A 13,351-nucleotide genomic window follows, 5' to 3' on the forward strand; every position below is an offset into this window, starting at 1 on the left:
AAATAACTCTCCCAGGACCAAAGATGCGAAAGCGACTAATCCTCTCGGTGACACTTTTTTTCGCGATTGCGGTGCAGGCAATTGCCACGGTCGAAGGTGCGGAAAAGCCGAACATCATACTGTTCTTCGTCGACGACTTTGGCGCCCGCGATCTCTCCTGTTACGGCAGCTCGTTTTATGACACGCCGAACATGGACCGACTCGCCGCCGAAGGGATGCGATTCTCCGATGCTTACTCCGCCTATCCGCGATGCGTTCCTTCGCGACAGGGATTGTTGTCCGGAAAATATCCCTGCCGAATTGAAAACGAATCGATCCAATCGGGCCGACACGAACATCACCTCCCACTGGGCGACGTCACTTTCGGCGAGGCATTGAAGGACTTTGGTTACCAAACGTGCTACATCGGCAAGTGGCACCTGGGGCACGAAGGCGGTGATCCGGGAAAACAAGGATTCGACACGATCGTTCACTCCGGATCGGCGGGCGCAACCGGAAGCTTCTTTCATCCCTTTTCGGTGGAAAAAGGGCACTCCGTCGAGAATCCGATCGACAGCAGTGACGGCGATTATCTGGTCGATCGGATGACCGACAAGGCGGTCGAATATGTCCAGGCGAATAAGGGCGATCCGTTCCTGATGGTTATGGCGCACTATGCCGTTCATACGCCGATCGAAGCCCCCGACGACGTCACGCAAAAGTACAGCAAGAAGCTGCGAAAGGCCGGCGTCGCGGTGGGCGGAAAGCGAGACGACGCCGACTTTGTCATCGATCGACAAGGCATGACCAAGACGATCCAAAACAATCCGACCTACGCGGCGATGATTGAGAAGACGGACGATTCGTTGGGCCGAATCATGCGTGCGGTCACCGTCGCAGGCATCGAAGACAACACGATCATCATCCTGACATCGGATCACGGCGGACTGTCGACACGCGGTCTCGAAAATCGTCGTGGCGTTGCCACAACCAACGCACCCTTGCGACAAGGCAAGGGATCAATCTTTGAAGGCGGAACGCGGGTTCCGTTGATCGTGAAGTGGCCCGGCAATGTTGCCGTCGGGACAACGTCTTCCGTTCAAGTCACCGGCACCGACCACTATCCCACCATGCTTGAAATGGCCGGCGCACCGCTGCGCCCCGAGCAACATGTTGACGGTCGCAGCTACCTTCGAGCCCTTCATGGCGAAACCTACCAGCGTGATGCAATGTTCTGGTACAAGTGGCAGGCTCGCCCCGACAGCACCGGCGACACGCGTGCACTTTCGCTAGTCGAAGGCAACTTCAAACTGATTCATTGGATCGACGAAGACTTCACCGAGTTGTTCGACCTAAGCAGCGACATCGGCGAGCAAACCAACTTGGCAGGCAACATGCCCGAGCGCGCCGATGCCATGCTGAAGCGACTGCTCGCGACCGAACAATCGATCGGCGACCTGAGAGAAAAAGGCCGCAAAGAGCTGCAGCGCAGACTTGGCAAACGCAAAACGGATCCCGTCGGCAACTAGAAAAACCGATCGCCGCGTTACGGACCGAGGATTCGTTCTTATGCGGTTCGCTTGCGCCGCGAAAATCGCCAACCCGCCGCGACGCTCAAATATGCGAACATGGCCACAGAACTTGGCTCGGGAACCGGAGAGACGGTGAAGCTTAGATTGTTGTTGGCAGAAATGAGGCCCCCAACACTGCTGAGAAACGATCCGTCAGGACTCACCAGTTCGATCGCATAGGTCCCGTCCGCCAAGCCCGTCGTATCCAAGTCCAGCACGAACCATCGCGCCGACGAACCCACTTCCGGCAACACTTGCGCCGCGTTGGTGAATTCTTGGTTGATCAGAAACTGCGACGAGGAAGAGAAGTTGATCGTTGAAGTACTGAGGTTCCCAGACCCGAAAAAGGGATCCGCTGCCGTACCGCTGATCGAACCGACTTGTCCCGGCGGATCAACAATCAAACCACCGGCAAGGATGAAATCGGCAACGGCACCGGCCACAAGGTCACTCGACGCAGCATCCTGACCAATGAAAAAGTCGATCTGCTTGCCGGCACCTGCCGGCCCGAGATCAACATTGGTCGATCTCGCCGCCCCCACCGAAATCACGATGGCCGCAGACGAGTCCATCGCACCGGCGAAGACCGCAAGAACGGCAAACGAAACACGTAAATTTCGAAAGATACAGGACATAAAAGCACTCAAGGAGTTGTGTTCCAAAGCGGATCTAAACGCGGCAGATCAGACTAATCACTGCACCGGACAAATCCACCCAAATAGCAACATTCGCCACGAGATGACCGTCTAGGTTGCCTGGAACTTCAAAGGCAATGGAACGCCAGAGGCAGGGCGGTCGCGACACGCCTCCAAAGTAACACAGGCGTGGACGCAACAACGCCAGAAGCCTTAAACGCGGTCAACCGCTGACAGTGTTTGGCTACTCAATCGGCTGGCTTTAAGTTGAGTTTGTTGGTAACCGCAACAAGCCTTAGCGCATTACGGGCGTCATCGCCATCGAGGCTCCGCCTGCGGTTGGGGAATGCCTTATTTGATTGCAATCGACAACAAGCCATGGGAATTTAGAGCTAGCTGGTGCGTCTAAAGGCATCAACGCCCCTAAACGTGTCCCCCGGCAGCTGATTGGCTTACCCGTTGTTGGTTCCTAGCCAGTCGCGAAACGCAGTCCCCTGTTTTTCAAAGCGGAAAACACCCTCTCTGATGATGGCTACAAGCCTGCCTCCCAGAGCGAGTAGGGATCCGGCGAGTCGGCGGGCAAGCGACAACGTCTATTTTGGGCGTAGATGAGTTGTGAAAATCGCTCCGAAACTATGTCCTGCGTTCAGTTGCCCTTACAAAATAAGAGCGCAGGTTGCAGAGCTACCGTCCAGACACGAAAAAACCCCGCAAAACGCTCGGTTTCACGGGGTTTTTGGGGATGGACGATACAGAACTCGAATCTGTGACCTCCACGATGTCAACGTTATGGCACCTGGCGAAAACAGCGTGAATTGCGGCGTGAATCGTGATGCTGGCGAGTCGTTGCACCACTGGTTGCACCAGATTGCCGAATCGGGCGAACGGTCGGTCGTTTCGGGTTTGGCCGGTGCGATTGCTGAAACGTTGGGGCCGCAAGCTGTTAGACAGCTTATTGCTGACTTGCAGCGAACGGTGAAGGTTCAGGACGAAGGTGACGTTCTAGTCAAGCGGTGCACGTCTAATGGCAAGATCAACAAACGCTGGGGGCTAAAAAAGATCGCGGTGCCGGTGAGGGCACTGCGATCGGTTGAATGGCGGCTTGGTTAGACGGCCGCTTCGGTTTCTTTCATTGCGTCGATCAGGGAACTGGCCTGGCCGATCGACAGTTGATCCGGTGAGGCGACTTGGAATCGGGCCTGCAATTCACTGGCCAACATGATGCCCTGCTTGCCGGCGATCGTGTGAATGGCTCGGACCTGTTTGTCGGTGGCCGGACGGTGGCCACGTGGCCGGTCGGCTTTCGGTGGTGGCGTGGCACTTCGGTTGGGGGCTGTACCGCTAGGAGTCGTCGGCGTGAGCGTTCGGAGCTCGTCGTCGATGCTGCGGCGACACCGGGCGAATGCTTGACGGACTCGTTGTTCGATCGCGTCGCCATCCCCGGATTCGAACTGGTCGAGTTGGACTTCGACGACGCAGCTGGCACCGATGCTACCGAAATTCGGTTGGCCGATCTTTTGTTGCAGACCGACGGTGATCTTGGGAACTTTCATGAGTAATCCATTTGGAAGTGGGTGTAAATGAACCCGCCGGTGTACAGCCACCGACGGGTTGGTTGTGAAGCTCGCGTCTATGGCGAAAGCCAATGACGACTGAGCCAATCGATCTCGGCATCAAGTGCCAATGATCGAATCGGGAACGGTCCGAGAACCGGACCATCGACGGGCGACAGATCGGCCGTCCAGCTGCCCTCCACCGTCGGTTCCACATGGGAACCGCGGCGAATGGTGGGTTGGCCTAGCGAATGCGGATCAATCTCTTCCTGGTAGATCATCCGTACGTCGCCGCTTGCATTGATGACAACGTCCAACGCCATCACCGTGAGCGACGCAGGATGCTGCGACGCGGGCGATCCGTCATCCAACCATCCAGCGATGCTTCGACCCGTGTCAGTTCGCCGGCGATGTGCTGGCGGATGCTTGGTCGCTCTCGCAGTTCCTGTGGCATCGTCCCTGCCACGACGGCACGGGCATCCGCCACCAAGCGATCGAGTCCCGCATCACTGCGGATGTTCAGCCGCTGGAACCGTTCAAAGAACTCAAGCAAGTTCGTCACCGCCGAATCCCGGAACACCTTGGGTGAGCCGTCACTCTCGCCGTTCAACCGTTCGGCCAAATGGCTGACCAATTGTCCAAGCTCGTCGGCGAACGCTTGCTCGGCCAACTGAACCGCTTCGTCGAACCGAGTCTGTACCCGGGCACACTCGCTGTAATACAACTGCGGACTGACCCGCAGCAAGTACTCCGGTGGATCGCAACTGGGATAGTCCCACTCGATGCCGAACTGCTCGCGAAGGTTGCCCGCGTAGTCGCCCGGATCGAACAGATCGCCCAGCCGCTGGCGTGCTTGGTCAATCATCTCGTCGTAGTGGCGTTCCAATTGCTCGACCGCTTCGGCCAACTCGGCACGCACCGTCGTCATGTGGACATCGAAGGCAGCCACGTCGCGACGCCGAATCAGCCTCATGCCGGGTTCGACGTAGGGCAGCGTGTGGTTCTTCCAGTAGTCGGCCGCCTGTTTGCGAACCGTGGACGCGGCCCGAAAAGCGGGATGTCCCGTGTCGAGTAACTTCTTCGACGCCGACACCGATTTGATGTCGGCATCGAACGTGCCGGCCGCTTGCCGGGTTTGGTCCTGGCTAAGCGTCTTGCGGACACCAGGCCAATGGATCTTCAGTCGTACGGCCGTGGTTTCGTCCTGCAGTCGCTGGCCTACCGAAACGCTGGCCGATGGAGTGGTGGTTTCAGCGGCCTGAATCGGCATGGTCAAAGTATCGAGGGTCATGGTTCTGTTTTCCTGTGAGTGAAGTAAACGAAAAACGCCCCGCTGGCGAACTGCCGGCGGGGCGTTGTGGTTGTCAAAACGTCTGGCAAAGAAAACTCGCGGTTGCCCGGAGTCGCTATTGGGCTGGCGACCTAGTCGCTAGTCGCGTGAACCGAGCTTGGGTGTTACACCGGTGCTCTCGATCCGCCGTCCATCGGCTGTTGCGGCTTGTTGCACAACTTCATCGAGCAACACGTCGCAGACGGCTTCGCTGCTCGACGGTGACGGTCTGGGCCAAAGCAGAATCGCGACCACCAGCAGTGGCAGTCCGCACGCCAGCAACAGGCCGCCTGATGCGATCACGGCCGCCAAGATGGCATCGCTCCGTTCACGCTGGTCCCACTCGCGGCGATCCGTTTCGAGTTGGTCCCGCTGTTGACCAACCTCGGCTCTTTCTTGCTGCATGTCATTCTGCATTTCGAGCCACTGTTGGTCGCTCAGGTCTCGGCCGCTGGGGCCACAACCGATCACGATCAGGCTACCGATCGCGATCAATATCCCACCGTTGATCGGTCTCGCAGTCGTGGGCGTCCTCGTCGTCACGGTGGAACTCCTTCCGTATGAGTTTCTGGATGAGCGTTTGCAAACCACGTCGCTGTCGCCGCAGCTGCCACACCATCAGTGCGGCAGCCGTAAGCGAAAACGAAAGCGTCATGCAAACAAAAAGTAGGGGTGTCAAAGTAGGTGTCTCCATTCACAAAGTGAGCCCGGCAGCTGTGAAAGCGACCGGGCTGAGGGGATGGGATCAATGAAGCAATTGCGTACGCCGCAGAAGCTCAGGCACAGACCTAGGATGTTGGCGTCAACAACGATCGACTAAGTCGTCAGTTGATCGATGGTTTCGCCGAAACGCTGCGGCGGCGAGTCACTTTTGCCACCGATCGGTACACGCCTGGCTGCTCGGCCGATAAGCACCGGCCGTCCGCCCACTGTCGCAGGCGTTCGACCGACTCGGATGAAGTCACGGCAACCGGCACGACGTTCTCGGCAGCCTGAACCAACGAGACATCCAGCAGTGACGCCAATCGGCAACACGACTTGATCTCGGCACCGGTCCACTGGTCGTCACTCGGCTTGGGATCACTTGCATCCAAACCGAAGCGTTCGACATACAGACGCCAGATCTCATCCTTCTGCGTCCGGCCCGGTAAGTCGACAAAGAACACACCGTCGAACCGTTCGGCCCGGCTGAACTCAGGCGGTAACTTCGCCACGTCATTGGCCGTGCAGACCACGAACACGTCCGAGTCGTGATCGTTGAGCCACGACAGGAACGTGCCGAACATCCGTGATGACACGCCGCTGTCGTTGCCGCCGCCGCTGGCACCCGCAAACGCCTTCTCGACTTCATCGATCATCAGCACACAGGGTGCCATGGCATCGACGATGGCGAGTGCTTGACGAGTCCGCTCTTCGGATTGACCAACGAGCGAACCCATCAAGCTGCCGACGTCCAGAATCAATACTGGACGGCCGACTTCAACGCCCACGCATTTGCAGAACTCGCTCTTGCCGCAACCGGGCGGTGACAGCAACATCACTCCGCGGGGGCGAGGCTGAGTGCCGGATCGGCCGCGGTGGACGAGTGCTCGCCGCGTGAACGCTTTGAGTGTATCAAGGCCACCGATGGCACCGAAGTTTTGACCACCACGGTGCAGGCTCAGCAGTCCCGACTTCTTCACCGCTTGGGTCTTCAGCTCCCAGATCGAATCAGGGGTCAGACGACCGTCACGAACCAGTGACAAACTAAACGCACCTTCGGCTTCATAGCGGGACAGTCCCGCTGCTGCGTCCAGGACGTCGTCTAGTTCGCGGCCCTCCGGCATCTCATTCGCTTCCGTTGCGATCCCCGCAGCGATTTGGGATAGCTGTTCTCGGTCGGGCATTGGGTGCTCGATCACGATGAACAGCTTTTCAAGTTCCACCGGTACCTGAATCACCGGACTCAGGATCACGACAAACGTGCGATGCTGTTTGCCCTCATTCACTGCTCGACTGATCGCTTGCACGATCTCGGCCGAACCGATGAAGCGGTGGAAGTTGGGCAGCACTAGCAACGACGGTGTATCGTCCGATGCCATCGACGACACCGCACGGACCGCCGCCAACGGATCGGCGACCTCGACATCGATGGCCGATCCGTTGGGATGCCGCAAACCCTGGTCGATGTCCCAAACCGCCAACCGCCAGTCTTCGTCACGGCACATTGATGACAGTTCGGCGATGGCATCGAGATGTTCGTGCGACTCGATCCAGATGCCGGCGAAGCAGGCTCGGATCAATTCATTCATTCGTTGTGTTAGTTTCATTGTGTGTGTCCTCCTCGGACAAAGTGTGCTGAACCCAAAAGAAAAGCCCGGTCAGCGTGCTAAGACGACTGCTGGGCTTGTTGTTGATCGCGGACTTCGGTTTTGTAGAAGTCCGCCTTAAGTCGTTCGTTCTGGGACAGCCCGAGGGCCTGCTCCAGGAACGCACTCGCTTGCCGGCATTGATCGCCGGTGAATCCATTCGTCTCAACGCGGGTAGCACCAACGGGCGAGACGACCACGTCGATGGTCTTCAAGACGCACCTCCGACGGTCAACGATACTTTGATGGAGCCATCGGCAAGGCGATGTTCGGCGACCGAATAGCCTTTGCGACGAGCTTCGATCTTGGTCTTTTCGACCGCGTAGGCCTGTAGGAACTCGTCCAATCGACCCTGTCGGCCCCATCGGCCCTGGTAGTTGTCGTACTTGGACTCACCCGTCGTGAGGTCAAACACAACCGGATACCGCCAATCACGCAGCTGAACGCCAAGCCCGCGGACGGTCTCGCTAAACAGCTTCAATTCGCCCTCGACCGGCTCATCAAGCCCCAGGCGAAAGCACCCGGCCCGAACCGCCGCAGCGTCGCGAACCTGAGTCTTAATCTGCACCACGTGCGACATAAACATCTCCAAAGAGTTGGAAGAAAGGTAACGTCGGTGGCTACAGTGCCACCGTCACCTACATGTAGCGCGAGATGGTGCGAAATTTAGGCCGTCCAGCGACGCCGTCTGAAGCATCAGGGTGTTCTTGAGCAAGCGACACAATTGGAAACAGCCGTGGCTCCTGAGCTACGTGTTTGGACGCAAAAAATGCGAATGGAAGCCGCTGCGAAGAAGCGGTCAGCTTGCGACGCACCAATGAATTACACCCGAATAGCAGTAGAGAGGTCTCGACCGACTGAGAGTCAAGCTAGGTCGCCATTAGAAACGGTCAGCCCGCCATCACCCCACGGCGTTCACCCGGGTGGAGGCGATTGACGTGACTTCAAGAACGCGTGACCACCGCCCCAACAACGCCAAAGCCAATCTCAAGCCTCGAATGATCCAGTGAAACCAAACGATTCACTCTCTCCGGTGCAATCACTTGCACCTCATCGAGGTCAAACGGACGCGGCGTGCCGGCGATCTTTGCTGCGCCCCTGAAGCAAATCCCAAAGCCATCCACCGGGCTTCTTGAACCGAGTCCTTGAACATCGGCTCGCTTGCCGCCAATCGTCACTGCCGCTTGACAAGCAAGCGTAAAGCGATGGCATGGTTATCGGCATTTATGGACGGGCGTTGATCGAACATCGGGAAGTGGCAACAACGCTGCCACAGCTTAACGGGCATTGGTTCGGGCGGCAAGCAATTTGGCGTTGACCGGGTCGGCAAGTAAACGGGCATTGTCGTCCGACGGCGTTTGCAGACGTTGAACGAAGATTGGAAAACGTGGTCGATGGAAAAGCAAACGACAACATCGAGGACTGCGAGCGGCGTGGGTTGTGGCAATCGCCAACGGAGGATCAAGACGTCCGAATCGGCGAGTTGCTAACGCAAATGCCGAACGACGCACCGATGACCAAGCGTTGCAGCAATCGTTTGTGCAAGCGAATACGCGGAACATCTGCGGAGTCAGTCCGATAACGGTTGCGATCAGCGGGCCGGGAAGGTTGATTTTCCATTCGTGAAACCATGCAAGACCGGCTTCGTTGCATCGCATGGTTCGCCGCCATTTTGGCTGTGGAAAGAACGTTTCTAGTCAGTTCTCGATCCCCGCCGCTTTGGTCGCGTAGTGGATAGCAACTTGGTTCAAGAGTCCAATGTAAGCTGCAATTGTAGCGTCACCGAGTGCAGCTTTCACTTTGTTCCACCGAGTTGGTTCGCGCGCAGCGTCGATGAACTCATGTCCCGACCAAGTCAATCGTGTTTGCCCGCTCTCTTGAATCACAATTTCGCCACTGTTTGAACTCAGCACTGCAGCGTGAATTAGATCCGCTTCATCGAGAAGCCTGATATGGTACGAGATCGCTCGTTGGTCATAGCCATCAACTGCGACACTGATGTCGTCATTCTCTTCGATGTAGAAAAGTATCTTACGGATGAGGTCCATGTCGCGTTTCATGTTTTTCGGCTTGACCTGATGTGTTGGTAGGTTTTGATTCAGTCGGCGAACGACGGTCGTCACCGAGGACCGCCAAAGTGGTTTCCATGTGTAAAAGCGCGACGCGGTCCTTCGGTGCACGACTTGGTTCTGCCAATCTCACCATTCTTCAGAAAGTATCGCTGGAAGTTGTGATTCGAGCCGAGATAATTCATCGCAAAAGTCGTCTACCTGAGGCAATTCACCAAACTCAATTGTAAAGCTCAATTGAGAGTCTGCATTAGGATCAACATCGCAAATGCTCTGTAGGATCTCAAAAAGTTGATGCGTTGCGTCTCTGACTGGCTCAGACCATCCCTGTTGAAGTTCATGGAGGCGTTCACAACGCTCCGGCGGCAAAAGAGATCGAGAGGCTCTCTCGAACGCAACAGCCTCAGCGTAGACTCGCTGAATCGCAACGCAAACATCAAGAATGAGTTTCGGGTCCGCGGCTTTCTCTTCTGTCGACTGGATGGCTCGCGGAAAGTCTTGAACGAGAAGTCTCTTCGCAACCTCCACCATTTCGATCAAGTTAGTCGGACGGGAACTCAACCATGCGTGATATGCCCGAAAGTTCTGTGGAGACTCGGCGGGGACGAAAACCTTTCCATCGGCGAGATCGCGTGCCTCACGATCAATCGGTCCCAATAGCACCGCGAGCAGTGATTTTGCAAAATGAAACTCCCACATCGACCGTTGAAGGTGTGCGATACGGTACGAATTCGCTGGTAAAGATTCTAAGCCTTCTGGACATTCCCGCAGGTAGTGGTAAACACGCCAGCCAACTGCCGCCATAACTGACACAAAAAGAAATGCGACGTACGGAATCAAGCGATTAGGACTGGGAGAGAGTGTGGAAGCATAGCCCTCAAACACTGTCCATAGCGAACCAAAAGTCGCGAATGCGAACCCGACAATTCCGTTCGGTTCAGAAAACACACCCTGGATGTGGTCCCAATACGTTTTGTACGAGAACCGAAACGTACCGCTGCTTGAAGTGAGGTCTGGATCATCCATGTTAGTGGGGTTTCCTTTCGGCAGAACGATTGCGATGACCGGGCCGCGGCGAACGATCATCCATTTGGAGAAAACTCGGCTCCGCGGCTCCGTGTCCATCGCCTGGTTCGCCGCATTCCCAAGACGATGTATTGTGCAAGTCGGTCACCGAGCTACCGGCAATCTTACCATCCGCGAGACCACGTGTCAGTGATTCGATGCATTTGCTGGAAGGATGAACTCGCAGTAGTCCAAGAGGTCTGCACCACGGTCGTCTAGCACGACGTCGGGTTTGGGGAGAAACGCAAGGAAGCAGTCTGCTATTTCAAGAGAGTCTGCAACGCCACGAGAGTACTCCGCGCCACCACGACTCCAGCAATACAGCAGGTGTCCATCGGCGTGCATTCTGCGGACGTATTCCACACATGACGTCATCGGTATCTGCTTCGTGCCAAAAGTTCGAATCAGCGTGTCGTCGACATCGATATAGATGATGCGTTTGCGTTCCAAATCTAGTACGTCCGTGTTAAGCGTCAATCAACATCTGTCGGCGAACGTCACGCGTCACCCGGTACGCGTGAAAGATTTTCCACTTGAAATCCGCCCGACTCGCGTGCTCGGGTGCACGCGATTGTTCCCCGCATCCTGCATTACGTGTCGGCGTCCGAGCCTTCGTCGAAGTACGGTTCACCGTGGGACACGCCAAATTCGATCCAAAACCCAGTCCCTGAGTGGAACATTCGGTTGTCATAGTCCGTTAACGAATCCGGTTCGTCAAGCATTAGGCCGTAGAATGCATCCGCGATTCGTGAACGCAGCCCCAGTGGTGGTTCGTCGTCGCTGCTGAACATCAATGAAGTACGTCCGTAGTGATCGGAGCAGTCGAATGGAACGGCGAGATTTGACGCATCACTTAATATGGCAACGAACGAAACGTCGAAGCACGTTTTCTCCATTCGTTCATCTTCAGCGACGTTTTCGGTGTTGAACAAGTAAATCAGTCGTCCAAGAAACCAAGCGGCGTTTTCGTCGCCACGAACAATCGCAGGGAGTTTGCGTTGTTGTTCGCGAGCCCAATCGATCAAGTTGAATTGTGCGGAAAAGCTGGTGCCAGTAAGTCGTGTAGACGCAGGCACGAAGGTCACGTCCTCAAATCGTACGGGCGATCCAATCACGTCGATCAGCTCGCCGTGGCGAATGTCAAAGGAATGTGCCATGTGATTTCAGTCGGGGAACGTTGGCCATCACCGGGCGGCGGAGAACAGTCAACCACTCGAAAAAACGCAACCACCGCCGCTCCGGTGCATGGCATTGTTATCCGCAGTATAGGGAGAATCACAAGCAATTCATCCTGTATAAGATCGCACAATGTACCATTCCATCGCCCGCGGAGCAACAAAATCACGAACAAGTAGAATCGCAAAGTAACCAAGAAGCAAAAGAAGTAGAGCGATCACCCAATGTCCCCGGAGTGCACGTCGCGAACCAAAAACAGCAGCAAAGATTGCGAAAAGAGAAGCGGCGTTATTTAACGCGGTCAACAGCAGGAATGCATTGCGCATGACTTCATCGCCACTGGTCATTGTTGCGTAAGCCATGTCAAGCAAGACGAGTTCGATCGTGAACCACGCGACGGCAACAAGACAGAGTCCAGCGGGAAGGTAAAGCCATCGTGTAGATCGCGGTTCTTGGACGCACGAGGGTGCAGCCTGTTTTTCGTAGGGATTAATCAAGTGTGCCGAGCCGATACTACGCTAACGCGCAAAGTAGAAATGTGTGTTGGATTTCAATTTGAGTCGGATAACGTCACCCGTCACCGGGCCGGGAGAGTAAAGTCAACCATTTCAAAACCGGCCGCAAGCCCGGCTCCGGTGCACGGGATGGTTACCCGCCAGTATCGTCGCCTGAGATGGGTACTTCGTACGTCTTGGAAATCGAAGGACGGCTTCTTCGTATTGCAAAAGCGTACCGAACTGCGAAGCTGCTCGCAAACGATGTAACGCTCGACAAGACGTAACATGCTATCGATGCAAATCCGAATTTGTCGAGAATCATGATGGCGAGTAAAAACGGTGCCATCGCGACGCACATCAGAAGAAACAGGATCGGAGGAATAGCGTCGCGCAAGCACGCGTACGTTGCGAAAAGAGCAATGCAGGTCGCGGTATACACTGCACCAGCGAACGCAGAACGCGCGATGTTGCTTGCCCGCGTGACATTAGCGGCAGTGTCGCAAGTTATTGGAGTGAGGTAGGGATTCGACATTAAGTATGGGCAGTCGTTTCAGTCGGGTAACGATACGCGTCACCGGGTACGCGCGAAGGATTTTCCATTTCAAGTCGGCTGGCTCGCGTACTCCGGTGCACGCGATGGTTACCCGCGTTTCGGCAGGAACTCGGACGCGAAGGCAAACGCGGCCCAATGTGCAGCCCCAGTGTCGAGCCCGAGCAACGCCAGCATCAGTATACCAGCCAGCGTGTTCGGCGGCAAAGTCATAATTGCAGCGAGTAAGAAGAGTGAATGAACGATCGGAATACCCGAGACATGTTTGTATTCGCCTTTGTCTCGTCGGGTGTGCAGCCACGGACGAACCACAGACAGGTAGAAATTGAAGAGGGCCGCAAGTCCGTAGATGGCAAGGCACGCCCAACCGACGAACGCGTGAGATGAAGTGGTATCGACGTTGGCTTGAAACAGATGTCGGCCAACAATCGCGAGAGGGAGAAACGCGGCGAGTGCAAACACGCTGAGAACGCAGCCTAAATCGTTGAGCGTCCATGAGCTTCGCATGTTGTGTGCAGTTCATCTCTCCGCGCGGGTAACGGCGGCGTTGACCGAGCCGGGACGGTCCACGCATCCAC

16 protein-coding genes are annotated in these 13,351 nt (G+C 56.2%); 2 read left to right on the forward strand and 14 right to left on the reverse strand.

Annotation, left to right across the window (positions count from 1 at the left end; all coding sequences use genetic code 11):
* The first annotated feature begins 23 nt into the window (after positions 1 to 23).
* On the forward strand, positions 24 to 1,508 hold the full coding sequence (locus Poly51_RS00995; protein ID WP_146453489.1) for a sulfatase: 1,485 nt from the start codon (positions 24 to 26) through the stop codon (positions 1,506 to 1,508).
* Between the two features lie 38 nt (positions 1,509 to 1,546).
* Here Poly51_RS00995 and Poly51_RS01000 read toward each other — a convergent pair whose 3' ends face one another.
* Entirely contained in the window at positions 1,547 to 2,185 is a 639-nt protein-coding gene (locus Poly51_RS01000) for a hypothetical protein (protein ID WP_146453490.1), read from the reverse strand.
* Positions 2,186 to 2,974: 789 nt separating this feature from the next.
* Here Poly51_RS01000 and Poly51_RS01005 point away from each other — a divergent pair.
* Positions 2,975 to 3,295, forward strand: a complete 321-nt coding sequence (locus Poly51_RS01005) for a hypothetical protein (RefSeq protein WP_222435763.1) — start codon at positions 2,975 to 2,977, stop codon at positions 3,293 to 3,295.
* Here Poly51_RS01005 and Poly51_RS01010 read toward each other — a convergent pair.
* The 13 genes from Poly51_RS01010 to Poly51_RS01070 all read right to left on the reverse strand — a co-directional run bounded on the left by Poly51_RS01010 (position 3,292) and on the right by Poly51_RS01070 (position 13,235).
* A complete protein-coding gene (locus Poly51_RS01010) occupies positions 3,292 to 3,738 on the reverse strand; it encodes a hypothetical protein (protein WP_146453492.1) in 447 nt (148 codons plus the stop codon). The two genes, Poly51_RS01005 and Poly51_RS01010, sit on opposite strands and share 4 nt — an antisense overlap.
* Positions 3,739 to 3,815: 77 nt before the next feature.
* Complete coding sequence (locus Poly51_RS01015; protein ID WP_146453493.1) at positions 3,816 to 4,061, reverse strand: hypothetical protein; 246 nt, start codon at positions 4,059 to 4,061, stop codon at positions 3,816 to 3,818.
* Positions 4,061 to 5,029, reverse strand: coding sequence for a hypothetical protein (locus Poly51_RS01020; protein WP_246114192.1), 969 nt, complete (start codon positions 5,027 to 5,029; stop codon positions 4,061 to 4,063). The genes Poly51_RS01015 and Poly51_RS01020 overlap by 1 nt, the downstream gene beginning before the upstream one ends.
* Before the next feature lie 138 nt (positions 5,030 to 5,167).
* Positions 5,168 to 5,611 carry a membrane or secreted protein gene (locus tag Poly51_RS01025; RefSeq protein WP_146453494.1) on the reverse strand — a complete coding sequence of 148 codons (444 nt, stop codon included), beginning with the start codon at positions 5,609 to 5,611 and terminating at the stop codon, positions 5,168 to 5,170.
* A gap of 281 nt (positions 5,612 to 5,892) precedes the next feature.
* A complete protein-coding gene (locus tag Poly51_RS01030; protein ID WP_146453495.1) occupies positions 5,893 to 7,377 on the reverse strand; it encodes an AAA family ATPase in 1,485 nt (494 codons plus the stop codon).
* Between the two features lie 59 nt (positions 7,378 to 7,436).
* Entirely contained in the window at positions 7,437 to 7,631 is a 195-nt protein-coding gene (locus Poly51_RS01035; RefSeq protein ID WP_146453496.1) for a DUF2997 domain-containing protein, read from the reverse strand.
* Positions 7,628 to 7,996: a hypothetical protein gene (locus Poly51_RS01040; protein ID WP_146453497.1), complete on the reverse strand. Its 369-nt coding sequence runs from the start codon at positions 7,994 to 7,996 to the stop codon at positions 7,628 to 7,630. The genes Poly51_RS01035 and Poly51_RS01040 overlap by 4 nt, the downstream gene beginning before the upstream one ends.
* A gap of 1,117 nt (positions 7,997 to 9,113) precedes the next feature.
* Positions 9,114 to 9,476 carry a DUF2513 domain-containing protein gene (locus Poly51_RS01045; RefSeq protein WP_146453498.1) on the reverse strand — a complete coding sequence of 121 codons (363 nt, stop codon included), beginning with the start codon at positions 9,474 to 9,476 and terminating at the stop codon, positions 9,114 to 9,116.
* Between the two features lie 138 nt (positions 9,477 to 9,614).
* Positions 9,615 to 10,511, reverse strand: a complete 897-nt coding sequence (locus tag Poly51_RS01050; protein ID WP_146453499.1) for a hypothetical protein — start codon at positions 10,509 to 10,511, stop codon at positions 9,615 to 9,617.
* 186 nt (positions 10,512 to 10,697) lie between these two features.
* Positions 10,698 to 11,000 carry a hydrolase gene (locus Poly51_RS01055; protein WP_146453500.1) on the reverse strand — a complete coding sequence of 101 codons (303 nt, stop codon included), beginning with the start codon at positions 10,998 to 11,000 and terminating at the stop codon, positions 10,698 to 10,700.
* 140 nt (positions 11,001 to 11,140) lie between these two features.
* Positions 11,141 to 11,707 (reverse strand): hypothetical protein, encoded by a 567-nt coding sequence (locus tag Poly51_RS01060; protein ID WP_146453501.1) that lies wholly within the window; start codon positions 11,705 to 11,707, stop codon positions 11,141 to 11,143.
* 129 nt (positions 11,708 to 11,836) lie between these two features.
* Entirely contained in the window at positions 11,837 to 12,097 is a 261-nt protein-coding gene (locus Poly51_RS01065; RefSeq protein WP_146453502.1) for a hypothetical protein, read from the reverse strand.
* A gap of 766 nt (positions 12,098 to 12,863) precedes the next feature.
* Entirely contained in the window at positions 12,864 to 13,235 is a 372-nt protein-coding gene (locus tag Poly51_RS01070) for a hypothetical protein (protein ID WP_146453503.1), read from the reverse strand.
* Positions 13,236 to 13,351 lie beyond the last annotated feature (116 nt).

This window comes from Rubripirellula tenax (genome assembly GCF_007860125.1).
In the GTDB taxonomy this organism is placed as follows: domain Bacteria; phylum Planctomycetota; class Planctomycetia; order Pirellulales; family Pirellulaceae; genus Rubripirellula; species Rubripirellula tenax.

Excerpts from the sequence above, each read along its gene's own strand:
- Poly51_RS01060 (WP_146453501.1), bottom strand. The coding sequence starts at position 11,707 with ATGGCACATTCCTTTGACATTCGCCACGGCGAGCTGATCGACGTGATT.
- Poly51_RS01000 (WP_146453490.1), bottom strand. The coding sequence starts at position 2,185 with ATGTCCTGTATCTTTCGAAATTTACGTGTTTCGTTTGCCGTTCTTGCG.
- Poly51_RS01020 (WP_246114192.1), bottom strand. The coding sequence starts at position 5,029 with ATGACCCTCGATACTTTGACCATGCCGATTCAGGCCGCTGAAACCACC.
- Poly51_RS01015 (WP_146453493.1), bottom strand. The coding sequence starts at position 4,061 with ATGGCGTTGGACGTTGTCATCAATGCAAGCGGCGACGTACGGATGATC.
- Poly51_RS01045 (WP_146453498.1), bottom strand. The coding sequence starts at position 9,476 with ATGAAACGCGACATGGACCTCATCCGTAAGATACTTTTCTACATCGAA.
- Poly51_RS01010 (WP_146453492.1), bottom strand. The coding sequence starts at position 3,738 with ATGAAAGTTCCCAAGATCACCGTCGGTCTGCAACAAAAGATCGGCCAA.
- Poly51_RS01030 (WP_146453495.1), bottom strand. The coding sequence starts at position 7,377 with ATGAAACTAACACAACGAATGAATGAATTGATCCGAGCCTGCTTCGCC.
- Poly51_RS01050 (WP_146453499.1), bottom strand. The coding sequence starts at position 10,511 with ATGGATGATCCAGACCTCACTTCAAGCAGCGGTACGTTTCGGTTCTCG.
- Poly51_RS00995 (WP_146453489.1), top strand. The coding sequence starts at position 24 with ATGCGAAAGCGACTAATCCTCTCGGTGACACTTTTTTTCGCGATTGCG.
- Poly51_RS01005 (WP_222435763.1), top strand. The coding sequence starts at position 2,975 with ATGGCACCTGGCGAAAACAGCGTGAATTGCGGCGTGAATCGTGATGCT.
- Poly51_RS01040 (WP_146453497.1), bottom strand. The coding sequence starts at position 7,996 with ATGTCGCACGTGGTGCAGATTAAGACTCAGGTTCGCGACGCTGCGGCG.